Here is a 23194-nt window from a genome sequence, read left to right as displayed (position 1 = left end):
CGACAGGAGGCAAGCGCGATGCAACGAGGCTTCACGATCATCGAATTGCTGGTGACGCTCGCGATTCTCGCCGCGCTCGCGATGGTCGCCGCGCCGCTCGTCCAGGTGACGGCGCAGCGTCAGAAGGAGGACGAATTGCGTCGCGCGCTGTGGAGCATTCGCGATGCGATCGACGCCTACCGGAAAGCCGGCGACGAAGGCAAGCTGGATCGCGCGCCGGGCGATCCGGGTTATCCGCCGACGCTGGAAACGCTCGTCGAAGGCGTGCTCGACAAGACGAGTCCGACGCACGCGCGCATCTATTTCCTGCGGCGCGTGCCGCGCGATCCGATGTGCGATTGCCCGAGCCGCGCCGACGAAGCCACGTGGGGCAAGCGCAGCTACGCGAGCGACGCGGAATCGCCCGCCGAAGGCGACGACATCTACGACGTCTATTCGCTCTCGGAAGGCACGGGACTCAACGGCGTTCCCTATCGAAGATGGTGATGCTCATGGTCATGCAAAGGAAGCTGCGCCGCGCGTTCACGCTGATCGAGTTGCTCGTCGTGCTGGCGATCATCGCGACGTTGCTGACGATCGTCGTGCCGCGTTACTTCGGCCAGGCGGACAAGGCGAAGGAAACCGTGCTGCACGAGAACCTCGCCGCCCTGCGCGATTCGATCGACCACTTTCGCGCCGATCAGGGCCGCTATCCGCAATCGCTCGACGAACTGGTTGAAATGCACTATCTGCGCGACATTCCGATGGACCCGGTCGCCATGAGCCGTTCGGCATGGGCGACCGAGCCGCCCGCCGACGGCACGCCGGGCGTGTACAACGTGCGCAGCGGCGCGAAAGGCAGGGCGAAAGATGGCACGAGCTACAGCGCGTGGTAGGCAGCGCGGCTTCGGCATGTTGTGGGCGCTGATGTCCGTGGCGCTGATCGGCATCTATCTGATGAAGATCGGCGAGCTTTGGAGCACGCAGGCGCAGCGCGCGAAGGAGGACGAACTGCTGCGTCGCGGAGACGCGATTCGCGCGGCCATCGAAGCCTACGTCAGGGCTGGCAACGGCGCGGCGTTTCCGCGTGACTTGAAGGACTTGCTGCGCGATCCGCGCGATGCCTTCGTGCGGCGCTATCTGCGTCAGCCCTACGCCGATCCGATGACCAACGGCGACTGGCAGATCGTCCGAGGACCGGGCGGCGAGTTGTATGGCGTGTATAGCGCATCGACCGAAGCGCCGTTCAAGAAGGACGGCTTTTCCGACGACGACGCGAGTTTCGCGACGGCGACGAGCTATGCCGACTGGAAGTTCATCTATGTTCTCGGCAGTGTTTCCGACAGAAGCACGAGCCGGCGTTAGCACTGAGATGTCATCGAATCGAACAAAGCAAGGCGCGCCGCTAGTGCACGCCGCGATAGCGCTCCGCCAGCATCTTCACGCGCGAAACGTAGGCCCGCGTCTCGGCATAAGGCGGTACGCCGGCGTGACGCGCAACCGCCCCTTCGCCGCTGTTGTAAGCCGCGAGCGCGAGATCGACATCGCCGCCGAAGCGCCGCAAGAGCCACGCAAGATAGCGCACGCCGCCGCGAATGTTTTGCGCCGCGTCGAACGGATCGCGGACGTCGAAGCGCGCGGCGGTCGCGGGCATCAATTGCATGAGCCCTTGCGCGCCCTTGGCCGAGATGGCATCGGCGCGATACCCCGACTCCGCGTGAATCACGGCGCGCACCAGCGCACGATCGACGCCGAACGATGCCGCCGCCGCATCGATCTCGCGTCCGTAGGCGCGCGTGTCGAGCGTGAGCGCGGCGATGTTCACGTCGGCTGCCGGCTCGCACAGCGCGCAGGTCTCGATGAAATGCAGCTCGATCACCGACACGCTCGCCGCGACGCCCTCCGGCTTGCGCGTCAGGTAATGCCGCACGCCATCCTCGACGTAGCTGTAGATGCGCGCCGTGGCGTCGCGCCGGCGCGATATCGCGGGCGAAGACGCGCTATCGGACGTCGATACCCGCTCGCGCCAGTTCGTGGCAAGGCGGCTGCACCGCGCGTGATCGATGCGCTCGCTGACATAGCTCACCGCGTTGTCGCCGGACTCGCAGCGGAACATGGTCGCCGCACGCGCGTGGAAAGGCCACGTCGCGCACACGAACAGGCACGCGCACATCGCACGGCGCAAATTTTCAAATGCTTCGTCATACGAAGTATTTTCTTGTGATTTCATCCCTGATCATTTCGCCATGAATGACACTCCCCGTTTCGACGCCACATGGAAGACGTGGCTCGATGAAAACATTCTTCGCGGTTGCACGCATCAATCGCTGATCGATGCGATGGTCGCGGCGGCGTTCGATCCGGACACCGCACGGCGAATCCTCGCGCGTCATCTCGCGGGCGAAGCGGCCGATACGTCCGCCTACGTCCACGGCACGCCGATGCTGCCGCCCGGCCGCGTGCTCACCGCGAGCGACTGCGAAGCGCGCAGGCTCTTCGGTTGCGAGCAGCCGGTCATCGCGCTGTTCGCCGATGTCCTCGCGCACGACGAATGCGACCGGCTCATCGAGATCGGCCGCGCGCGCGTGCAACGCTCGTCGGTCGTCGATCCGGATTCGGGCAACGAGGTCGCCAGCAGTGAACGCAGGAGCGAAGGCGCGTTCGTCGATGCATCGGCAAACGCGCTCGTGGGCGACATCGATCGACGGCTTGCGGAACTGTTCCGGCAACCAGTCGAGAACGGCGAGGAACTGCATATCCTGCGGTATAGCGTCGGCGGCGAATATCGTCCGCATTTCGATTATTTCCCGGAGGAACAAGCGGGCAGCCGGCATCACTTACAGCGCGGCGGACAGCGCGTGGCGACCGTCATCCTGTATCTCAACGAAGTCGCGCGCGGTGGCGACACGACCTTTCCGGCCGTTGGGCTCACCATTCATCCGCGGCGCGGCTGCGCCCTCTATTTCGAGTACGGCAACGCGCTCGGCCAGAGCGATCCGAAAACGCTGCATGCCGGCACGCCTGTCGAAGCGGGCGAAAAATGGATCGCGACGAAATGGATTCGCCGGGGACGTTTTCGAGCTTGATAGCGAGCGCATCGCGCCGGGTGTTTCGCCCCGCGCGATGCGCGCCCGCAATTACTTGCAGGGTCCGACCTTTTCCCAGGCGCCGTCCGAATTCGTCGCCGGATCGACATTGGCCGACCACCACTTGTTGCGATAGTTCATGCCCTTGTAGCTCACGCTCGTGCCGGCGTTCGCGTAGGTCTTGCTCGCGCTCCACGGCGCCGCGCAAGTCAGCGACGTTTGGCCCGAACACGTGCCCAGGTCTTGCCACGGCTTTCCGGTGCCGGAGCTGGTCACGGGGTTGTCGCCGTTCTCCCAGCGCGCGCCGTAGTTGTGTCCGTTGGCCGAAACCTGTTCCTTCGACCTGTAGATCGTGCCGCCCTGCCACGGCACCGCGCACGTACCGCCCGCACTCGGCGATGGCGCGGGCGTCGGCGCCGGCGTGGGCGCAGGCGTTGGCGCGGGCGCGGGTGTTGGCGTGGGTGCCGGAGCCGGAGTCGGCGTGGGCGCGGGCGCTGGCGTCGGTGCCGGAGATGGCGTGGGTGCGGGCGCGGGCGTCGGTGCCGGCGAGCCGGTGTAGTCCACCATGAAGTTGTAGTCCGTCGGACCATCGACATAAATGCGATTCGCCGACGGCTCCTTCTGCGGCACGACATTGCCGTTGTTATCGATCAATCCGACATGCACGCGCCTGGACTGATTGTTGATGGTCGTCGCCATCGCATACATCCAGTCCGCGGCGTTCGTGGTCTCCGCCGTCACCGTGTAACTGATCGATTCCAGATCGTGGCCGTCGGGATCGAATACGCGCAACGTGACTTTCATGCCGGCGGGCTGGTTCTGCGCCGTCGTCGGCACCGGACGCAACTCGCGCCACGTCGACTTGACTCCGTTGATCGACACGTCCGCGCACGCGTAGAACGCCTCCGCGCTGTCGTTGCGCTGCCAGATCACATAGATGGTCCGCTTGCCGGTCTTTCCCGCCGGCAGCTTGCACTGCATCTTGTAGCGCCCGTTTTCCAGCGTGACGCTGTTGATTTCGCAAAACGGCTTGCTGTCGAGATCGGACCATTTCAGCGGTTGCGCGGGATCGTAGCCGTCGTTCGACATGTAGAACTGGAAGTAGCGCGTGACGTGCGGCGCGGTCGCGTACCAGACGAATGTGAAGTTGCCGCTCAGATCGGCGGAGATCGAGGTCGTCGGCCAGTCGTTGCGGCCGAGGTCGAGTCCGTAGTAATTCGTCTTTCCGGCGCTGCACAGATGTCCGTCCGGCACGACGACCTTGTGATCCCCGTTGGGCAACTGGTTGACGCCCGCCCAGTCATACAGGAAGCCCGGGCCCGCGACCGCCACTGCTGCCCGGCACGCTGCCGACTTCGGGCTTTCCGGCCCTTCGAGATAGCACGAATACACGCGGCTCAGCGGTGTTTCGAGCGTTCCGTGCGCCGAAGCAGCACATGGAATGGCGAGCGGGACCAGCATCGACAATATGTTGCGCCTGACTGCGAGCATGAAAACTCCCTCCTTGTTGTTCGCCGGTGCGCACCTTGACGGGTCGTACGCGCATGTCCGGAGATGTTTGGCAATTGAACCGGCGCCGTGACCCACGACGCATTTATTTCGCATATCTAAATTATTCGAATGAACCGAAGTTGTATTGCCTTCCGTTCTCGTGGTTGCATGAAGAACGGTCGCGCGGCGAATCAGTCGTGTCCGCCGCGGACGATGAACAATCCGCAGGCAGTCAAGCGGCGGGCTGACTTAGAATGCATGGCAGGCAACGCTACAGCCTGCCGTATCGCGACGCATCGCCGTTCATTCCCGAGACAGACCCGAAAGATGATCATTCGCCCCAAGCTGCACTGGTTCCGCATGCTGTTCGTCTGGCGCGGCTCCGTGCTGCCTCAATTGCTGCCGCGGCTCGGGCTCATCTTCATGCTGTCGGTCACGGCGATCTTCATGCACGACCACATGCGCCACTATCCGATCGGGCTCGGCACGCCGCCGTTCGCGCTCGTCGGCATCGCGCTAGCCGTGTTTCTCGGCTTTCGCAACAGCGCAAGTTACGAGCGCTGGTGGGAAGGCCGCAAGCTGTGGGGCGCGTTGCTCAACACGTCGCGCGCACTGGCGCAGCAGGTGTTGACGTCGCCGGAGCCGCAAGATCGCAGTCAGTCGCGGCGTTTTCTCGCGGCGCTCGGCGCATTGGCGCATGCGCTTCGGCATCAGTTGCGCGGCACCGACGCGCTCGCCGATCTTGCTCCCCGATTGCCGTCCGATTTGCACGCGCGCGTCGCAGCCGCGAAATACCGGCCCGCCCTGATCATGCTCTGGCTCGGAGAATGGGTGGCCGAGCGCCGGCGCGAAGGCACGCTGGACGGCTATTCGGCGCTCGCGATCCAGCACAATCTGAACACGCTGTCCGATGTGATCGGCGGATGCGAACGGCTCTCGGCCACGCCCTTGCCCTTTTCCTACTCGGTGATGATCCATCGCACCATCTATCTGTTCTGCGTGATGCTGCCGTTCGGTCTCGTCGATGGCGCCGGTCTGCTGACGCCCCTCTTCGCGCTGCTCGTCGCCTATGCATTCATGGCGCTGGAAGCGATCGCCGCGCAGATCGAAGATCCGTTCGGCCTCGAAGAGAACGACCTCGCGCTGAACGCGATGTGCGAGGGCATCGAACTCGCGCTGCATGACATGGCGGCCGACCCGGAATTTCCTCTCGCGCCGAAGCCCTTGTCGCCTTCGCGCGATTTCATCCTCGACTGATAACCGATCGATTGCTTTCAGGCAACTGTGAACTGATTGAAAGCGGTCTTTCACCAAACGGCACAGTTAGTTTCCTGATGGCGGATACTGCCCGCGCGCGACTTCATTCATAATCGTGCGGACTTTTTCTGGAGAAATTGTTTTGAAACTGTTCTACAAGGCGGGCGCTTGCTCGCTCGCATCGCATATCGTTCTGCAGGAATCCGGTCTTCCCTTCGAGATCGAAGCAGTCGATCTGAAAACGAAACGCACCGCAAGCGGCGCCGATTTCACGGCGATCAACGAAAAGGGCTACGTGCCCGCGCTGCAGCTGGACAACGGCGAAGTGCTGACCGAAGGCCCCGCGATCATGCAATACATCGCGGATCAGGTTCCGGCCAAGCATCTCGCGCCGCTCGCCGACGGCATGGCGCGGTATCGCCTGCAAGGCTGGCTCACGTTCATCGGCACCGAGCTGCACAAGAACTTCTCGCCGTTCTTCAATCCGGCGGGCACGCCCGAATGGAAAGCGGTCGCGATGGGCAATCTCGAACGCCGTCTCGCTTACGTCGCGAAGCATATCGACGACAAGCAGTATCTGCTCGGCGATGAATTCAGCATCGGCGATGCGTATCTCTTCACCGTGCTCGGCTGGGCGCAGCACATCGATCTCGATCTCGGCAAGTGGCCGGCGCTGACCGCGTATCAGGCGCGCGTCGGCGCGCGCGCGGGCGTGCAGGCGGCGATGAAGGCGGAAGGTCTCATCTGACGCCAGCCGCGTTATCCGCGGCATCGAAAAGAAAACGGCCCTCGCGGGCCGTTTTTCATTGCATCGAACGCGCGAAGATCAGTCGCGCACGCAATCGACGAAATACTCGATGCGCCCGTTGATCATCTCGCCGACGAGCCCGTGAATATCCGTGTGGAAGCCCGGGAAGCGCTCGTTGAACTCGCGCGCGAAGCGCAGATAATCGACGATCGTGCGATTGAAGCGCTCGCCCGGAATCAGCAACGGAATGCCCGGCGGATACGGCGTGAGCAGAATGCTCGTCACGCGGCCTTCGAGTTCGTCGATAGGCACGCGGTCGATCTCGCGGTGCACGAGCTTCGCGTACGCTTCGGACGGCTTCATCGCCGGCTCCATGCTCGACAGATACATCTCGGTCGTGAGACGCGCGATGTCGTTCGCGCGGTAGACGCTGTGAATCTGCTGGCACAGATCGCGCAGGCCGATGCGCTCATACGACGGATGCTGCGCGACGAACTCCGGCAGCACGCGCCACAGCGGCTGGTTGTTGTCGTAGTCGTCCTTGAACTGCTGAAGCTCGGTGACCATCGAGTTCCAGCGGCCCTTCGTGATGCCGATCGTGAACATGATGAAGAACGAGTAAAGCCCCGTCTTCTCCACGATGATGCCGTGCTCCGCCAGATAGCGCGTCACGATGCCCGCCGGAATGCCCGTCTCGCCGAATTCGCCGTCCACGTCGAGTCCCGGCGTGATGATCGTCGCCTTGATCGGATCGAGCATGTTGAAGCCTTCCGCGAGCGGCCCGAAGCCGTGCCAGCGGTCGTTCGGCTTCAGCATCCAGTCCTCGCGGTCGCCGATGCCTTCCTCGGCCAGCGCGTCCGGGCCCCAGACCTTGAAGAACCAGTCGTCGCCGTATTCGGCATCGACCTTGCGCATCGCGCGGCGGAAATCGAGCGCTTCCGCAATCGATTCCTCCACGAGCGCCGGGCCGCCCGGCGCTTCCATCATCGCGGCCGCGACGTCGCACGACGCGATGATCGCGTATTGCGGCGACGTCGACGTGTGCATCAGATACGCCTCGTTGAAGCGATGGCGGTCGAACGTGCTGTTCTCGCTGTCCTGCACGAGAATCTGCGACGCCTGCGAAATGCCGGCGAGCAGCTTGTGCGTGGAGTGCGTCGCGAACACGAGCGCGCCCGTGCGCGGCCGGCCCGCGCCGATCGCGTGCATGTCCTGATAGAACGAATGGAACTCGGCGTGCGGTAGCCACGCTTCGTCGAAGTGCAGCGTATCGACCGTGTCGCCGAGCAAGTCCTTGATCATCTCGACGTTGTAGACCACGCCGTCGTACGTGCTCTGCGTGATCGTGAGAATGCGCGGCTTGACCTTCGGATTCTTCGCGAGCGCCTCGCGCGCGAACGGATTCTCCTCGATCTTCCTGCGAATGACTTCGGGCTTGAACTCGTCGCGCGAAATCGGACCGATGATGCCGAAGTGATTGCGCGTCGGCGTGAGGAACACGGGGATCGCGCCCGTCATCGTGATCGCGTGCAGGATCGACTTGTGGCAGTTGCGGTCCACGACGACGATATCGCCCGGCGCGACCGTCGCGTGCCACACGATCTTGTTCGACGTGGACGTGCCGTTCGTCACGAAGAACAGATGGTCCGCGCTGAAAATGCGCGCCGCGTTGCGCTCGGAGGCCGCGACCGGGCCGGTGTGATCGAGCAGCTGGCCGAGTTCCTCGACCGCGTTGCACACGTCCGCGCGCAGCATGTTCTCGCCAAAGAACTGGTGGAACATCTGCCCGAGCGGGTTCTTCAGGAACGCGACGCCGCCCGAGTGCCCCGGACAGTGCCACGAATACGAACCCTCTTCCGCGTACTGCACGAGCTCCTTGAAAAACGGCGGCGCGAGCGAGTCGAGATACACCTTCGCCTCGCGAATGACGTGCCGCGCGACGAACTCCGGCGTGTCCTCGAACATGTGGATGAAGCCGTGCAGTTCGCGCAGGATGTCGTTCGGCAGATGGCGCGACGTGCGCGTTTCGCCGTACAGGAAGATGGGGATGTCGGCGTTGCGGCGGCGCACGGCGTCGATGAACGCACGCAGCGCGACGATGGCCGACGCCAGTTCGGGCGTATCGCCTTCGACGACGACGTTATCGGCGTAAGGCAGAAGCTCGTCGTCGTCGATCGAAAGAATGAAGCACGACGCGCGGCTCGACTGCTGCGCGAACGCGGCGAGGTCGCCATAGCTCGTCAGGCCGAGCACTTCGGCGCCTTCTTTCTCGATCGCCTCGGCGAGCGCGCGGATGCCGGAACCCGAAATGTTCTCGGAGCGAAAGTCTTCGTCGATGATGACGACGGGAAAGCGAAACTTCATGAGGCGAATCTCCAAATGGAACGACCGCTGCCCGAGACTCTAAGCTCGTGTCAGCGGTCTTTCGACAAGCGCGTGCGGTGCTGGCGGCGCAGCGGCGATCAGGTCTTCGGCAGCGTGACGCCGTGCTGCCCCTGGTATTTGCCGCCGCGATCCGCATAGGACGTCTCGCACATTTCGTCGCTTTCGAAGAACAGAACCTGGGCCACGCCCTCGTTCGCGTAGATCTTCGCAGGCAAAGGTGTCGTATTCGAGAATTCGAGCGTGACGTAGCCTTCCCATTCCGGCTCGAACGGCGTCACGTTCACGATGATCCCGCAGCGCGCGTAAGTCGATTTGCCGAGACACACGGTCAGGCACGAGCGCGGAATGCGGAAATATTCGACCGTGCGCGCGAGTGCGAACGAGTTCGGCGGGATGATGCAGACATCGCCCTTGAAGTCCACGAACGATTTCTCGTCGAAGGCTTTCGGATCGACGATGGTGGAATTGATGTTCGTGAAGATCTTGAATTCGTCGGCCACGCGGATGTCGTAGCCGTAGCTCGACGTGCCGTAGCTCACGATCTTGCGGCCGTCCTCGGCCACGCGCACCTGATCGCGCACGAACGGCTCGATCATCTTGTGCTCTTCGGCCATGCGCCGAATCCACTTGTCGGACTTGATGCTCATAGGAACGCTACCCAGCGTTGCAGCCTGCCATCGACAATGCGACCGCAGGCCTTCGGTGAAACGGCGCATGGCCCGTGCGGCCAGACGAAAGACGAAAAACGAGCGCGTATTTTACGCGAATGATCTTAAGGGCGAAGCCGGCCGTTCGGCCGATGCGCTCAGCGGCGAATTACGCCGCACGCAAGCGCCGGACCCACGTTGTGCGGGCTCATCGCGTAGGGGTCCGTGGCTTCGCGATGCAGCATGATCGCGCGCGAAATGACCGAGCGCACGCCGTCGAGCGAAACGTCCGTCGCGACGATGAAGCCCGTGGCCGAGCCGTTCGCGTCCGCGTGGATGTTGCCGAGTTCGCCTTCGAGCCGGCCGCCCGCGCGCCCGCGTTCGGACGGCAGCGCGAACACGGGGCTCGTGTCGGCGCCGTTCACCGCGATGCAGTCGCCGCGCTCGTGAACCTGCAGCGCGTGATCGCTGTTGGGCGGCATGTCGGTGAGGCTGTAGGTGACCTGGACGCCGTCCGATCGCTCGGTCAGCGTGATGGTGCCGCGCGCCGTGTTGCCCGGAGTGGGCTTCAGCGTGGCGTCGGCGATTTTTTCGTGATTCTGGAAGATGATGCCGCAGCCGCTCAGCGCAACGCTGCAGGCGGCCGTGGCGAACAAGGCGAAAAGCGCCCTCCCGTCGAATCTGTCTCTCATGCGATCCTCTTGGCGGCCCGCCGGCACCCCGTGCGCCGACGCTGCCCCGCGTAGAAGGCGACATGATACCGCGAGCCGCGCCGCACACGGCTCGCGAAAGACGCGGCGAAGCGCGCCCGGCCGCGTGTCTAGATCACGTGTTCTGAACGACGATGCTCGGGAACTTCGACGTCATGTCGCGCTGGCGCTCGGCGATCGAGATCGCGACGCGGCGGGCGATCGCACGATACGTCTCCGCGATGCGGCTTTCCGGCTGCGACACGACCGTCGGCTGTCCGGCGTCGGTGCGCTCGCGGATCGAAATGTCGAGCGGCAGCTGCCCGAGAATCTCGACGCCGTATTCCTTCGCCATGCGCTCGCCGCCGCCCGCGCCGAAGATGTGCTCTTCGTGGCCGCAGTTCGAGCAGACGTGCGTGCTCATGTTCTCGACGATGCCGAGAATCGGAATGCCGACCTTCTCGAACATCTTCAAGCCCTTCTTCGCGTCGAGCAGCGCGATGTCCTGCGGCGTCGTGACGATCACGGCGCCCGTCACCGGCACTTTCTGCGACAGCGTGAGCTGAATGTCGCCGGTGCCCGGCGGCATGTCGACGACGAGATAGTCGAGGTCCTTCCAGTTCGTCTGACGCAGCAGTTGTTCGAGCGCGGACGTGACCATCGGGCCGCGCCAGACCATCGGGTTGTCCTGCTCGATCAGAAAGCCGATGGAATTCGCCTGAATGCCGTGGCCCGTGAGCGGGTTCATCGACTGATTGTCGGGCGATTCCGGGCGGCCCGAAATGCCGAGCATCATCGGCAGCGAAGGGCCGTAGATGTCCGCGTCGAGCATGCCGACCGACGCGCCTTCCTGCGCGAGCGCGAGCGCGAGGTTCGTCGCCGTCGTGCTCTTGCCGACGCCGCCCTTGCCCGATGCCACCGCGATGATGTTCTTGACGTTCGGCAGCAGCTTCACGCCGCGTTGCACCGCATGTGCAACGACTTGCGACGAAACGTCGACCGAAACGTCGGTGACGCCGGGCACCTGGCGCAGCGCATCGGCGACGAGTTTGCCGATGAGTTCGAACTGCGTCTTCGCCGGATAGCCCAGCACGACGGCCACGGAGACCTTGCCGCCATCGATGGAAACGTTGCGGATGTTCTTGCTGTCGACGAACTTGCGGTGGGTGTTCGGATCGGTCAGGGTAGCGAGTGCGGTGTCGATCCGCGCGCGATCAATGCTCATTGAAACTCCAGGGAACGCTTGTTGCTTAGGCTGCGTCGCGCTGCAACAAACTGAGGAAATTGAAAGTATTTGTTAGCGCCGTTGCGCGCGAGTCGCTTCGCGCTGCACTATCCCGCTGCTGTGGCTTTCCGGGGACGTATCGCACCGGGCGGACGGGCGCGTTTCTCAATATTCCCGATATTGTAGAGGCTTGCCCGAAAGCCCGTCCGAAGACCCTTTCGCACTGTCGGCGCGTGTCGCCGAATCGCTAGTTGAATCAAGGAGATCAAAGATGAATACGAAGTTGTTGACCCGCCTGTCCGCATTTGCCCTCGTTGGCGCGCTCGTTACCGGCTGCGCATCGCAGCAGGGCACCAATACCGCCGTCGGCACGGGCGTCGGCGCGGCCACGGGTGCCGGCATCGGCGCGATTTTCGGCGGCGGCAAGGGCGCGGCCATCGGCGCGGCGACGGGCGCGGCGGTCGGCGGCATCACCGGCTACAACTGGCAGGCCATCCGCAACAAGATTTCCGGCGATTCGAAGGGCACCGGCACGCAAGTGACTGAGCAGCAGGACGGCTCGCTCAAGGTCAACATCCCGAACTCCATCTCGTTCGATACGAACAGCTACGCGATCAAGCCGTCGTTCGATCCGGTTCTGAATTCGGTCACGCAAACGTTGCAGCAGCATCCGGAGTTGATTGCGAGCGTCGTCGGCCACACGGATAACACCGGCACGGCGGCTTACAACCAGACGCTGTCGCAAAATCGCGCGCAGAGCGTGGCGTCGTACATCTCGACGCACGGCGTGCCGGCGCAGCGCCTGTCGGCGCAGGGCATGGGCCAGAACCAGCCGATCGCCGACAATTCGACGGAAGCTGGCCGCGCGCAGAATCGTCGCGTGGAAATCTATCTGCGCGCGACCGCGCAGCCGGGTCAGGTGCAGTAAGCGTCTGATTTGATTGGAGAAACAACGAGCGGATGCGTGCTGTCGGCGCCTTGGGAAAGGCGGCCGAAAAAATTTTGAAACTTGCCGGCACGGCGCGTGTCTCTTGTTACGGTAGGTGGATGGCTGGGCCATCGCCTGCCATTCTCCTCTTGTCGTTGTTGCTCCGGGGCCCGATTGGACCCCGGTTTTTTTTGTGCTTTCGATTCGCGGGTCTTGCTCAGGCGATAGAAATATTAAGGCGTCTGCCGAGCGACCGGAAAGCTGCTTCCATCGCTTCAAACTTCGATGAATGGCGCGGGTCGAGCAAACGGTCTACTTGTGGCATATGGACGTTGAGCCGTCGGGCAAGGTCCGACTTGCGCACGCCTTGGCGGATCATCTCATTGGCAAGCAGCACTTTTGTCACCACCAGCGCAGGGAGATTGACGACCAGTTGGCCTTTTTTGGGCTTGGAGGGCATGGGTACTTCGCGCTTGTCGTCGAAATACATTTCGATGGCCGTTTCAAGCGCCTCGAGTCCGTTGAGTAGCGCTTCGCCTTCGTCGTCACCAGCGGTGATCGCTTCCGGAATGTCCGGGAAGGTGACAAGAAAGGTGTTGTTCGTGTCGAGTTCCAGGTTGACTGGATAGGACAGCATGGTATTGGTTTCTCCAAGGAACATTGCGACCTCGCTCATTTCAATCCGAGTTGTTTCTTAATCTTCTCCGCGATTCCCTTACCAATTTCCTTACTGCCGTGATCCGGGATCGTGGACCTCTTGCCATTGAGCGACGCGCGCAGATGGCTTCCTTTGCCCGGCGCGATACACACGCCCTGCTCGCGAAGCCACCTCTTGAACTCACTGAATTTCATAACCTCTCCCACCATTGCGGAGAGATCAAAATACAACATACATGTTATATCGCGCTAAGCGAAAAATGCAGCTTTTTTGTTGTATTTTGTAGTTGCGAACAAGCAGCCTCTCCCCGCCAGCACGAGCCGTCGCCGCGCCCCCATCCCCCGCCCTGCTAAAATCGAAAATCCGCTTTTTCACAACCTGAAGCAATTCCCTCCGGGCCGCGCCTTTATGTCAGCACCGATTTCCGCCACTGCACCCGTCGCGTCCGCCGCTTCCAGCGGCCGCCGCCAGATCCTCGTCACGTCCGCGCTGCCTTATGCGAACGGTCAGATTCACATCGGCCATATGGTCGAGTACATTCAGACGGATATCTGGGTTCGGACGCTGCGAATGCATGGCCACGAGGTCTGCTACGTCGGCGCCGACGACACCCACGGCACGCCCATCATGCTGCGCGCCGAGAAGGAAGGCATCACGCCGAAGCAGCTAATCGAGCGCGTCTGGAAAGAGCACAAGCGCGATTTCGACAGCTTCGGCATCTCGTTCGACAACTACTATTCGACCGATGCCGACGAAAATCGCGTCCTCTGCAATTCGATCTACACCGCGCTCAAGCAAGCCGGCCTGATCGAGGCGCGCGACATCGAGCAAGCCTACGATCCGGTCAAGGAAATGTTCCTGCCGGACCGCTTCATCAAGGGCGAATGCCCGAAATGCGGCGCGAAGGACCAGTACGGCGACAACTGCGAAGTCTGCGGCTCGACCTACCAGCCGACCGAACTCGTCAACCCGTATTCGGTCGTGTCGGGCGCGACGCCCATCCGCAAGACCTCGACGCACTACTTCTTCCGCCTCTCCGATCCGCGCTGCGAAGACTTCCTGCGCGGCTGGGTCGGCGGGCTCGCGCAGCCGGAAGCGACGAACAAGATGCGCGAATGGCTCGGCGACAAGGGCGACGCCAAACTCGCCGACTGGGACATTTCCCGCGACGCGCCCTACTTCGGCTTCGAAATTCCCGGCGCGCCGGGCAAGTATTTCTACGTCTGGGTCGATGCCCCCGTCGGCTATTACGCGAGCTTCCGCAACCTGGCCGATCGCACCGGCATCGATTTCGATGCGTGGGTCAAGCCCGGTTCGACCGCCGAGCAGTATCACTTCATCGGCAAGGACATCCTGTATTTCCACACGCTGTTCTGGCCCGCGATGCTCGAATTCTCCGGCCATCGCACGCCGACCAACGTGTTCGCGCACGGCTTCCTGACCGTCGACGGCGCGAAGATGTCGAAGTCGCGCGGCACGTTCATCACCGCGCAAAGCGTGATCGACACCGGGCTCAACCCGGAGTGGCTGCGCTACTACTTCGCGGCGAAGCTCAATAGCACGATGGAAGACATCGACCTGAACCTCGAGGACTTCCAGGCGCGCGTGAACAGCGATCTCGTCGGCAAGTACGTGAACATCGCGAGCCGCGCGGCGGGCTTCCTCATCAAGCGATTCGACGGCCGCGTGCTGGACAGCGCGATGCAGCATCCGCTGATCGCGCAACTGCGCGGCGCGATTGCCCAGATCGCGGGCTTCTACGAATCGCGCGAATACGGCCGCGCGTTGCGCACGACCATGGAACTCGCCGATGCCGTCAACCACTACGTCGATTCCGCGAAGCCGTGGGAACAGGCGAAAGACCCGGCGAACGCGGACGCGCTGCACGAAACCTGCAGCGTGAGTCTGGAAGCGTTCCGCCTTCTGTCGCTCGCGCTGAAGCCCGTGTTGCCGAAGCTGATCGAATCGGTCGAAGCGTTCCTGGGCATCGCGCCGCTCGTCTGGGCCGATGCGGACAAGCCGCTGTCGTCGGCGAACGCGATCAACGCGTACAAGCATCTGACGACGCGCGTCGATCCGAAGCAGATCGAGGCGTTGCTGGCCGCGAATCGCGAATCGCTGCAACCGGCGACGGAAGCCGCCGCCACTGCGCCGAAGGCTGCCGCCAAGAAGGAAGCGAAGCAGGAAGAATCCGGCGTCATTTCCATCGACGACTTCGCGAAGGTCGATTTGCGGATCGCGAAGATCGTCGATTGCAAGGCGGTCGAAGGCTCCGACAAGCTCCTGCAACTGACGCTCGACGTCGGCGAAGAAAAGACGCGCAACGTGTTCTCGGGCATCAAATCGGCGTATCAGCCGCAGGATCTGATCGGCAAGCTGACGGTCATGGTCGCGAACCTCGCGCCGCGCAAGATGAAGTTCGGCATGTCGGAAGGCATGGTGCTCGCCGCTTCCTCTGCCGACGAGAAGGCCGAGCCGGGCCTTTACATCCTCGAACCGCATAGCGGCGCGAAGCCGGGCATGCGCGTGAAGTAAGGCGCATCGGCTAAAAAGCAAAAAGGGCACGCGAAGTTTGCGTGCCCTTTTGTTTTGCTCAAGCGCCCTTACTCCCCGGACGAATCCGATTCCAGCGCCGACGAAGCCCCGAGCGGCGCCGACACGCCCGACGCGCCCGATGCCGCCGATGGCTGCTCCGCCGATCGCGGCGACGACGACATCGACAGCAAGCGCGCCCACGAATTGAAGCGCCGCGTGTACGACAGGTCGAGGCCCTGATACGTGCCGCCATACGCCGTCACCGACCAGAATCGCGACAGCGCGAGCGTGGCCTTCACGGCGTTCTGCGCCGACTGCAAGCCCTGCTCGTAGCCGAGCACGAGACGTTCGTTGATCGCTTTCGACAGCAGCACCACTTGCGGATCGGTCAGCCCGACTTCGCTCGATCCGACCGTCAGTTCATCGAGCCCCACCGTCTGCGCGATCTTCGCGCCGCCGCGGCTGCCGAGCAGCGCGAGCGCGCTCGTCATCGCGCTCTGCTGGCCGACGTTGTTGCCCTGATCGGTGCCGTGGCCGAAGAGCAGCCACGAGAGCTTTTCGTTGTCCGGCACGTTCGGCTCGGAAATCAGCTTCGCGACCGGCGACTGCACCGTGCCCGTCACCTGCACGCCCGCTTCGATTTCCTGATTGCGCCGCATCGCGAGAATATTGATGCCGGGATTCGCCACCGGCCCGTTGAACGTGAAGAAGCCGTTCTCGATACCGAGCTTGCGCCCGAACGCCGTGTACGTGGAACCCGGCGTCACGCGCACGTTGCCGACCGCGCGCAGCGGCATGTTCGGCGCGCTCGTCGCGGTGATGGTGCCCGCGAGCCCGAGGTCCGCGCCCGCGCCCTTGAAGCGGAAGCGCTGTCCCAGATCGATATCGATGTTCGCGCGCGGCGTGAACGGCCCGACGGGCTTCTCGGTCGCGGCGACCATCTGCTTGCCGTTCTCGCCCTTCACGGTGCCGTCCGGGCGCACGATCACGACGTCGTCGCCGAGCGCGGGCGCGGAGCTTTCGGGCAGGTCGAAGAGCCCGTGATCGACGGTGAACTTGCCGTTGATCGCCATGCCGCCCTGCAAGCCCGCGTTCGCGATGCTCGCGCTGCCCGACAGCATCAGCTGCCGGTCCGGCGAAGCGAAGAGTTCGAGCTTGTCCGCGATGATGCTCGCCGTCAGATCCGGCTCCTGCTGGTCGAGCCGCACCTTGCCCGTCGCGCGCAGCGTGCCGCTCGCGCCGTGAAACTCGACTTGCCGGAAATCGACGAGATTCTCCGACAGCGCAATGCGAATGATGCCGTCCTTCAACTGCACGCCCTGATCGACGACCGTCGCGGATATGTTGTCGCCCGTCAGCGATCCGGACAGGCTCGGCTTCGCGACGATGCCCGCGATCGTCAGCTTCATCGCGAGCTTGCCGCCGAGCAGATAGTTCGCGCCGAGCAGGCCGCCGGTGGTGCGCAATTCCGGCACGTTCGCGTCGATGGCGCCCGAAAGCGGCGCTTCGTCGGCCACGGTGAGCATGCCGTCGCGCGGGACGAGCGTCGTGTGCACGTTCGCGTCGATCACGCCGATGCGGCTCGCTTTCGCGTGCAGCGTCGCGTTGAGCCGGTCGCCGCCCGTGAAATCCGCGCGCGCGACGATTTCCGAGATGCCGAGCGCCGCGACGCCGCGCGTGCCGTCGATGGTCACGTCGCCGCCGCGCCGCTTGATCTGCGCGTAGCCCGTGGCTGTCGCGCCGAGCGAGAAATTCCAGTCGCCGTCGAAGATCAGGTCCGTGCGTATCGACGATTCCTCGCCCGTCATCTCGCGCCGCACTTCGAGCAGGCGCGGCACCGAGAGATTCGTGAGCGTACCCGCCGACTGAATGCGCCCGCCTTCGAGCGCGAACGATTTGAGATCGAGCGCCGCGCCTTCCGCGACGAGCCGCGTCGCGCCGAGCACGATGCGCTTCGGCCCGTAACTCACCGCGAGCGGCGACTCCAGATTCACCGACGGCGTGCCCTTGTTCGTGAGCTTCGTGATGACGCCGTCCCAGTGCGGGCCGTCGGCGGCGTCGGTGAACTTGCCGTTCGCGCCGAGCGTGAGATTCACCGGCTGGCCCTGCACCTTGCCCGTCGTGGTCAACGCGAGCGTGTGCTGCATGCGCGTGCCGTTGAGATTCGCGTCGAGCGTGGCGATTTCGACGCCCGATGCACGCGCATCGCGTGCCTTCAGCGTGAACACGAGCGCGCCGTTCGCGCCGTCGCGGATATCGGCGTGGCCTTCCGCGTGACCGAGCCGGTTCGCGCCGAACACGACGCCATCGGCCTGATAATTCGCCGCGACATTCGGATGCGCGAGCGAGCCGGTCAGGTCGCCGTCCGCCTTCACCGTCCCGGCCAGTCCGAAACCGAGGCGCTCCAGTTGCGGCGCATCGATCCGGAAGCGCAGCCGGTCGCCGGGCGCGCCGAAACTGCCGTTCAGATCGACATCGTTGCCCGCCACCGAGAGCTTCGCCGTGCTCGGCAAAATGCGCGCGCCCGCGATCTGCACGGTGCCCGCGCCGGTGAGCGGCAGGTTGTCGTACGTGCTGTCGTCGAGCTTGAACGTGGCCTTGGCCGTGAGCGTCGGCGCGAGCATGCCCGACGCGGCGAGCGTGCCGTTCACGCGCGCCTCGATCACGCGCGGTGGCGCGGCCGTCTTCTTCGCCGCCGGCTTTTGCGTGACCTTCGGCGCGATCAGTTGCTGCTGCAACAACAGCGGATTGAATTCGACGAACTTCGCTTTGACGTCGTAGCTCGAATGGACGTCCTTTTTCAGCGCGCCGCTCGCCTCCACGCGCCCCTTGCCGACGGTCAGCTTCACGTCGTCGAGCGTGGTCTGCTTCGCGTCCAGCCTGACCTTCGCCTGCGCGCGGATGGCCGCTTTCGGATCGTTCAGATCGACGGTCACGGCTTGCGAATCGCCCGCGAGCACAACGCTCACCGGCCCCGCGAAGTCCGTCGCGCGCACGCTCGGTTCGATCGCGTTGAGATCGAGCTTCGCCACCTTCAGGTCGAAGCGCCCCTTGCCGCCCGCGAGCGACCCGCCGCCCGTGATCGTCGCGTTCTTCAGGAGCCGCACGTTCAGGTCCGCGATGGTCTGCGCGGACGCGTCGAGCCGCACGTTCGCGCGGGCGTCGATGAGCGGCAGCAGTTTCTTGTCGATGGAACCGGGCTTCGCGTTCACGATCGACACCGGCCCGCTCACGGCGAACGCCTTCCCGCCCGCAACCGGCTTCACTTCGGCGCGCACGGCGAGGTCGGCGGCGGGCGCGCCCGCGCTGAACGCCTGCGGATTGATGTGATCCGCGGTCACGATGGCGAGCTTGAGCGGCACGTCGGCGAACGGCGTGGCTTCGACGTGCGCCTGGCCGGCGAGCTTCAGGCCGCTGGCATCGACGTCCGCGACCAAATCTTCAAGCGATCCCGACAAGCGCGCGCTCACCTGCACGGTCTCGTCGTTGACCTTGCCCGCATAGGTCGCGTCGCCGGAAAGCGGGAACGGGCGCGCGCCGCCGTCGAGTTTCGCGGCGGCCGTCACGGAGCCGAACGGCGTCGTGAGCCGCTCCACATTGGCTTCGTGATGCTGGCCGTCGCTGCGTCCGTTGAAGACGAGACCGGAGAATTCGGTCGTCGTCGCGCCTTCGTGCAGCCGCAGCTTCGCGACGCGCAGATCGCGCACGGCGAGCTGAATCGGCAGCCGCAGGTCGTTCGGCAACTCGGTTTTCTTGCTCGGCTCGTTCGATGGCGCGATGCGCGCGTCGATCGTCCCGACATGCAGATAGTCGATGGTGAAGCGCAGCGGATCGCGCGTGAGCGCCCAGCGGCCCGAGACGCTGTCCACCGCGATGTCCGTGCCCTTGCCGTCCTTCCAGCGGACGTCGCGCAGTTGCAGGCCGGTGGCGATCGCGCCGCCGTCGAGCTTGCCGGAGAGCTTCCCGCCGAGCAGCGACGTCGCCGCGTCCCAGGCGAAACGCGTGCCGCGATCCGTCGTCAGCGCGAAGAAAACGGTCCCGAGCGCCAGCGCCACGATCAGCACGACGACGAGCACGAGCGCGCCCATCCAGCGCAGAAAGCGCCGCCCGCCGCGCTTGCGTGGCGGCGTCTTCGGCGCGTCGCCGTTGCCGTTGCCGCCGTTCGCGTGGGCGTCGCCGTTGCCGCCGTTCGCCTGATTGACTGGATCCGTCATGCTTCGTTAGTCGAAATTCGTCGATGCATCGCTCAGAAAGCAATGCCGAGCGTCAGATACGGCTTGATGCTCTTGTTCTTGAGTCCATACGCGACATCCACGTTGACCGGCCCGACCGGACTGCGCCACCGCGCGCCGACGCCCACGCCCGGCTGAAACACGCGCTCGCCCCAGGTATCCGTCGCCGTGCCGATGTCGAAGAACACCGCGCCGCCCCAATCGTGCGTGAACCAGTGTTGATACTCGCTGCTGCCCGTCACCATGTACTTCGTCGGCAGAATGGAGCCGGAAACGTTGTGGCCGATGCCCAGATAGCTGTAGCCGCGCACCGAATTCGCGCCGCCCGCGCGGAACAGCAGCGACGCCGGCACGCCGCTCGACGGCCCGCTCGTGAACACGCCGCCGAACTCCGCGCGAAACACGAGCAGATCGCTCCTGCCGAGCGACAGGTATTGCTGCATGTTGGTGTAGAGGCGCGCGAAAGTCTGGTCGGTCAGCACGTTCTTCACCGCGAAACTTGCCTCGGCGCGAATCACGTTGCCGCGGCGCGGGAACAGCGGATCGTCGACGTCGCGGCGAATCCACGTCCACGCAGGCACGAGCGCGCGCGCCCTCGACGGATTCGGCTCGTTCTGCGTCAGGCGGTCGTCGTAGAACGTCAGCGAGTACGTCGTGTCGATGTTCTGCGTCGAACGCGAACGCTGCACGCCGACGCGCGCGCTGTAGATGTTCGTGTCGGAAACGTCGGTGATCGTGTAGGAACCGAAGACCGCGTTGACCCAGCCGCGCGAATCCGGCGGCATGGCGAGCTGCACGCGGCCGTACTGCTGCGTCTGGTCGAGCCGGCCGGAGATGGTGAACGGATACGCCGCGCCGAACGTGTTCAGATAACTGTAGGCGCCCTGCACGTGGAAGCCCGTGTCCGTCGCGTAGCCGACGCCATAACGCACGCTGTGATACGGATACTCGCTGACCTTGATGTGCAGCGGCGTTTCGTTCGGCTTTTCGACGTCGTTGGCCACGTCGATCGCGACGCTCGCGTAATACGGCGTGTTCTGCACTTGCCGCTGGAGTTCGTTCACGCGCGCGACGTCGTAGATTTCGCCTTCGTTGATCGGATTCACGTTCTCGATGATCTTCTGCGGATACCGCTTCGTGCCGCTGATATCGAGCTTGCCGAAGGTGAAGGTCGGGCCGCTGTCGAACGTGACGGAGAGATCCGCGATATGCGTGCGCGGATTGATGCGCGCCTGCGAGCGCACGATGCGCGCGCCGAGATAGCGCCGCGCTTGCAGCGCCTTCAGCGCGGCGCTTTTCGCGCCGTCCCAGGCGTCCTGCGTGAAGGGATCGCCCTCGTGGGCCGAGAAAGCGAAACGCGCGGCGTTTTCCTGCGTGCGGTCTTCCGTCGTCACCGCGCCCGTGAATTTCAGATTGACGGACGCGATTGTCGTCTGCGGGCCGGGATCGACGCTCACCTTGACGGAGCGCTTGCCGTCGACGGTCGTGACGTCCGTGCGCACGACCGGCGTGAAAAATCCCTCGGTCGCGACGAGATCGCGCACGTCTTTCGGCGCGGCCGTGACGAGGAACTGGAACTGGTCGTCGCTGACGTCGTCGCGCTTGGCGAAACGCGAGAGTTCGAGGTGATCTTTCAGCAGCTTCTTGATGCTGCGCGGCGCGTCGATGTCCACGTCGTATTTCGCGAAGGCGGGCGTCGCCATCGTGAGCGTCGCGAGCGCGGTGAACGCAATGCGCGCGGTCAACGCCGAAAACGGGCGATGGCCGGCGGCCGGCGCGAGCGGCTTCATCGTGCGCCGGCGGGCGGCGAGGCCGCGGACCGCACACAGCAAATCAAACGAACGCCCCGCCAAACGCGACCTCCGGCATCGGAAAAAAATGGATTGAAAGGCGAAGCGGATCCGCCATGCGACGTTTTTCGTGCGATGAGCGCAGCACGGCGCGCGAGCGCTATTTCACCACACCGCTACGTCCGGGCGACGTAAAAATACGGCATAGGCGCCTTTCGCCGTGCGCCGTTGGACGGCTCGCGCCGCGCCCGGTTCCCCGCGTTTTCGCACGCGCATGCGCGATTCAGGCGCCGCGCGAGGCGTCCGATATGCCCGATGCCGCCGATGCTTGCGGTAAAATTCCGGCGAACCTGCGGCCGCGTCGCCGAAATCGCCTGCCGAATTCGCCTGCCGAGCGCACTGCCGCCATCCAACGAACCGCATCGAACCCACGGAAGCCGGATCATGTATCAGTCGGACATCACCCAGTTCATCAATCAGTTGAAAGCGCAGAAGCCGTCGCTGGAAGACGAACAGCGCCGCGGACGCGCGCTCCTGTGGGACAAGCAGCCGATCGACCTCGACGAGCGCGACCGTCAGCAGACTTCGCGCGTGAAGCAGACGCCTTACGTCTACTACCAGAACTTCTGAACGTGAGCGCCGGCCACGAGCCGAAACCGTCGCGCGACGTGGCGCTCGCCGCGCCCGCGACCGATTCGACGCCCGACACCATCGACGGCGTCGCGTTCGCGCATCTCTACGGCGAGCCGCTCTGGAAGCTGCCGACCGACCTGTACATTCCGCCCGACGCGCTCGAAGTCTTTCTCGAAGCGTTCGAAGGCCCGCTCGACCTCTTGCTGTATCTCATCCGCAAGCAGAATTTCAACGTGCTCGACATTCCGATGGCGGATGTCACCGCGCAATATCTCGGCTATGTCGATCAGATTCGCCAGTCGAATCTGGAACTCGCGTCGGAATATCTGCTGATGGCGGCCATGCTGATCGAGATCAAGTCGCGCATGCTGCTGCCGGTCAAGAAGGCCGACACCGGCGAGGACGCCGAAGATCCGCGCGCCGAACTCGTGCGGCGCCTGCTCGAATACGAGCAGATGAAACTCGCGGCGCAGCGCATCGACCAGTTGCCGCAGTTGGGCCGCGACTTCCTGCGCGCGGACGTCTACATCGAACAGTCGACGGAACAGCGCTTCCCCGACGTCGACATGAACGACCTGCGCGCCGCCTGGGCCGACGTCATCAAGCGCGCGAAGCTCGTGCAGCATCACAAGATTTCGCGCGAGGAGCTTTCCGTGCGCGAGCACATGAGCGTGATCCTGCGCCGCCTGCAGAACGCGCGCTTCATGGAATTCACCGAACTCTTCGATACCTCGCGCGGCGTGCCGGTCGTCGTGGTGAACTTCATCGCCATGCTCGAGCTGTCGCGCGAATCGCTGATCGAAATCACGCAGGCGGAGCCTTATGCGCCCATCTACGTGAGACTGGCGTACTCTCCCGCCTAGAAGCCGCCCTTTCCTTACCTTTCCCTTGGAGCGGCCGGTCTGCCGCCG

The 23194-nt window shown here is 64.0% G+C and carries 20 protein-coding genes; 10 read left to right on the top strand and 10 right to left on the bottom strand.

The genetic code is table 11. The features are described 5' to 3' along the window. Positions 1-18 precede the first annotated feature (18 nt). The 3 genes from NCR39_RS03010 to NCR39_RS03000 are packed head-to-tail and all read left to right on the top strand — an operon-like array spanning position 19 to position 1344. A complete protein-coding gene (locus NCR39_RS03010) occupies positions 19-486 on the top strand; it encodes a type II secretion system protein (protein ID WP_250450615.1) in 468 nt (155 codons plus the stop codon). 11 nt (positions 487-497) lie between these two features. Further along, positions 498-875, top strand: coding sequence for a type II secretion system protein (locus NCR39_RS03005; RefSeq protein ID WP_250451450.1), 378 nt, complete (start codon positions 498-500; stop codon positions 873-875). After that, positions 850-1344, top strand: coding sequence for a type II secretion system protein (locus tag NCR39_RS03000; RefSeq protein ID WP_250450613.1), 495 nt, complete (start codon positions 850-852; stop codon positions 1342-1344). The genes NCR39_RS03005 and NCR39_RS03000 overlap by 26 nt, the downstream gene beginning before the upstream one ends. A gap of 40 nt (positions 1345-1384) precedes the next feature. On the opposite strand, the gene NCR39_RS02995 is transcribed toward NCR39_RS03000, so the two are convergent. Continuing rightward, on the bottom strand, positions 1385-2209 hold the full coding sequence (locus tag NCR39_RS02995; RefSeq protein ID WP_250450611.1) for a lytic transglycosylase domain-containing protein: 825 nt from the start codon (positions 2207-2209) through the stop codon (positions 1385-1387). Between the two features lie 16 nt (positions 2210-2225). On the opposite strand from NCR39_RS02995, the gene NCR39_RS02990 reads away from it, so the two are divergent. After that, the gene (locus NCR39_RS02990) at positions 2226-3065 is read left to right on the top strand and encodes a 2OG-Fe(II) oxygenase (RefSeq protein WP_250450610.1); all 840 of its coding nucleotides are present in this window, start codon (positions 2226-2228) and stop codon (positions 3063-3065) included. Between the two features lie 51 nt (positions 3066-3116). Here NCR39_RS02990 and NCR39_RS02985 read toward each other — a convergent pair whose 3' ends face one another. After that, positions 3117-4556, bottom strand: coding sequence for a lytic polysaccharide monooxygenase (locus NCR39_RS02985; protein WP_250450609.1), 1440 nt, complete (start codon positions 4554-4556; stop codon positions 3117-3119). 327 nt (positions 4557-4883) lie between these two features. On the opposite strand from NCR39_RS02985, the gene NCR39_RS02980 reads away from it, so the two are divergent. Together NCR39_RS02980 and gstA are read left to right on the top strand one after the other, a co-directional pair. Next, complete coding sequence (locus NCR39_RS02980) at positions 4884-5813, top strand: bestrophin family protein (protein ID WP_250450608.1); 930 nt, start codon at positions 4884-4886, stop codon at positions 5811-5813. Positions 5814-5955: 142 nt separating this feature from the next. After that, on the top strand, positions 5956-6561 hold the full coding sequence (gene gstA / locus NCR39_RS02975) for a glutathione transferase GstA (protein WP_250450607.1): 606 nt from the start codon (positions 5956-5958) through the stop codon (positions 6559-6561). Between the two features lie 78 nt (positions 6562-6639). On the opposite strand, the gene NCR39_RS02970 is transcribed toward gstA, so the two are convergent. The 4 genes from NCR39_RS02970 to apbC form a co-directional block, all read right to left on the bottom strand. Continuing rightward, on the bottom strand, positions 6640-8925 hold the full coding sequence (locus NCR39_RS02970) for an arginine/lysine/ornithine decarboxylase (protein ID WP_040051793.1): 2286 nt from the start codon (positions 8923-8925) through the stop codon (positions 6640-6642). A gap of 98 nt (positions 8926-9023) precedes the next feature. After that, complete coding sequence (dcd, locus tag NCR39_RS02965; RefSeq protein WP_008351052.1) at positions 9024-9593, bottom strand: dCTP deaminase; 570 nt, start codon at positions 9591-9593, stop codon at positions 9024-9026. Between the two features lie 158 nt (positions 9594-9751). After that, complete coding sequence (locus NCR39_RS02960; RefSeq protein WP_250450606.1) at positions 9752-10285, bottom strand: superoxide dismutase family protein; 534 nt, start codon at positions 10283-10285, stop codon at positions 9752-9754. Between the two features lie 133 nt (positions 10286-10418). Next, positions 10419-11507, bottom strand: a complete 1089-nt coding sequence (gene apbC, locus NCR39_RS02955) for an iron-sulfur cluster carrier protein ApbC (RefSeq protein ID WP_250450605.1) — start codon at positions 11505-11507, stop codon at positions 10419-10421. Between the two features lie 271 nt (positions 11508-11778). Here apbC and NCR39_RS02950 point away from each other — a divergent pair, with 271 nt between their 5' ends. Continuing rightward, positions 11779-12435: a YiaD family glycine zipper/OmpA-like lipoprotein gene (locus NCR39_RS02950; RefSeq protein WP_250450604.1), complete on the top strand. Its 657-nt coding sequence runs from the start codon at positions 11779-11781 to the stop codon at positions 12433-12435. Between the two features lie 217 nt (positions 12436-12652). Here NCR39_RS02950 and NCR39_RS02945 read toward each other — a convergent pair whose 3' ends face one another. Beyond that, entirely contained in the window at positions 12653-13111 is a 459-nt protein-coding gene (locus NCR39_RS02945; RefSeq protein ID WP_342065416.1) for a type II toxin-antitoxin system HicB family antitoxin, read from the bottom strand. Beyond that, on the bottom strand, positions 13108-13287 hold the full coding sequence (locus NCR39_RS02940) for a type II toxin-antitoxin system HicA family toxin (RefSeq protein WP_040051953.1): 180 nt from the start codon (positions 13285-13287) through the stop codon (positions 13108-13110). The genes NCR39_RS02945 and NCR39_RS02940 overlap by 4 nt, the downstream gene beginning before the upstream one ends. Positions 13288-13501: 214 nt before the next feature. Here NCR39_RS02940 and metG point away from each other — a divergent pair, with 214 nt between their 5' ends. After that, positions 13502-15628: a methionine--tRNA ligase gene (metG, locus tag NCR39_RS02935; protein ID WP_250450603.1), complete on the top strand. Its 2127-nt coding sequence runs from the start codon at positions 13502-13504 to the stop codon at positions 15626-15628. 68 nt (positions 15629-15696) lie between these two features. Here the strand turns inward: metG and NCR39_RS02930 are convergent, their stop codons facing one another. Both NCR39_RS02930 and NCR39_RS02925 read right to left on the bottom strand, forming a co-directional pair. Then, positions 15697-19842: a translocation/assembly module TamB domain-containing protein gene (locus NCR39_RS02930; protein ID WP_250450602.1), complete on the bottom strand. Its 4146-nt coding sequence runs from the start codon at positions 19840-19842 to the stop codon at positions 15697-15699. 32 nt (positions 19843-19874) lie between these two features. Further along, positions 19875-21650 carry an autotransporter assembly complex protein TamA gene (locus tag NCR39_RS02925; protein WP_250450601.1) on the bottom strand — a complete coding sequence of 592 codons (1776 nt, stop codon included), beginning with the start codon at positions 21648-21650 and terminating at the stop codon, positions 19875-19877. A 441-nt stretch (positions 21651-22091) separates the two neighbouring features. Between NCR39_RS02925 and NCR39_RS02920 the strand changes: the two genes are divergently transcribed. Then, positions 22092-22280 (top strand): DUF3460 family protein, encoded by a 189-nt coding sequence (locus NCR39_RS02920; protein WP_208863111.1) that lies wholly within the window; start codon positions 22092-22094, stop codon positions 22278-22280. Between the two features lie 2 nt (positions 22281-22282). Next, positions 22283-23146 (top strand): segregation and condensation protein A, encoded by an 864-nt coding sequence (locus NCR39_RS02915; protein WP_502800154.1) that lies wholly within the window; start codon positions 22283-22285, stop codon positions 23144-23146. The last annotated feature ends 48 nt before the right edge of the window (positions 23147-23194 follow it).

Source organism: Caballeronia sp. ATUFL_M2_KS44 (assembly GCF_023630965.1).
GTDB classification, from domain to species: domain Bacteria; phylum Pseudomonadota; class Gammaproteobacteria; order Burkholderiales; family Burkholderiaceae; genus Caballeronia; species Caballeronia concitans.
Note: the sequence above shows the minus strand (reverse complement) of the source record. Positions and strands in the feature narration are given on the sequence as shown.

Coding starts and splice junctions, on each gene's coding strand:
- NCR39_RS02970 (WP_040051793.1), bottom strand. CDS start 8,925: ATGAAGTTTCGCTTTCCCGTCGTCATCATCGACGAAGACTTTCGCTCC.
- NCR39_RS02940 (WP_040051953.1), bottom strand. CDS start 13,287: ATGAAATTCAGTGAGTTCAAGAGGTGGCTTCGCGAGCAGGGCGTGTGT.
- NCR39_RS03000 (WP_250450613.1), top strand. CDS start 850: ATGGCACGAGCTACAGCGCGTGGTAGGCAGCGCGGCTTCGGCATGTTG.
- NCR39_RS02985 (WP_250450609.1), bottom strand. CDS start 4,556: ATGCTCGCAGTCAGGCGCAACATATTGTCGATGCTGGTCCCGCTCGCC.
- dcd (WP_008351052.1), bottom strand. CDS start 9,593: ATGAGCATCAAGTCCGACAAGTGGATTCGGCGCATGGCCGAAGAGCAC.
- apbC (WP_250450605.1), bottom strand. CDS start 11,507: ATGAGCATTGATCGCGCGCGGATCGACACCGCACTCGCTACCCTGACC.
- NCR39_RS03005 (WP_250451450.1), top strand. CDS start 498: ATGCAAAGGAAGCTGCGCCGCGCGTTCACGCTGATCGAGTTGCTCGTC.
- NCR39_RS02995 (WP_250450611.1), bottom strand. CDS start 2,209: ATGAAATCACAAGAAAATACTTCGTATGACGAAGCATTTGAAAATTTG.
- NCR39_RS02930 (WP_250450602.1), bottom strand. CDS start 19,842: ATGACGGATCCAGTCAATCAGGCGAACGGCGGCAACGGCGACGCCCAC.
- NCR39_RS02925 (WP_250450601.1), bottom strand. CDS start 21,650: ATGAAGCCGCTCGCGCCGGCCGCCGGCCATCGCCCGTTTTCGGCGTTG.
- metG (WP_250450603.1), top strand. CDS start 13,502: ATGTCAGCACCGATTTCCGCCACTGCACCCGTCGCGTCCGCCGCTTCC.
- NCR39_RS02945 (WP_342065416.1), bottom strand. CDS start 13,111: ATGAGCGAGGTCGCAATGTTCCTTGGAGAAACCAATACCATGCTGTCC.
- NCR39_RS02990 (WP_250450610.1), top strand. CDS start 2,226: ATGAATGACACTCCCCGTTTCGACGCCACATGGAAGACGTGGCTCGAT.
- NCR39_RS03010 (WP_250450615.1), top strand. CDS start 19: ATGCAACGAGGCTTCACGATCATCGAATTGCTGGTGACGCTCGCGATT.
- NCR39_RS02950 (WP_250450604.1), top strand. CDS start 11,779: ATGAATACGAAGTTGTTGACCCGCCTGTCCGCATTTGCCCTCGTTGGC.
- NCR39_RS02980 (WP_250450608.1), top strand. CDS start 4,884: ATGATCATTCGCCCCAAGCTGCACTGGTTCCGCATGCTGTTCGTCTGG.
- NCR39_RS02960 (WP_250450606.1), bottom strand. CDS start 10,285: ATGAGAGACAGATTCGACGGGAGGGCGCTTTTCGCCTTGTTCGCCACG.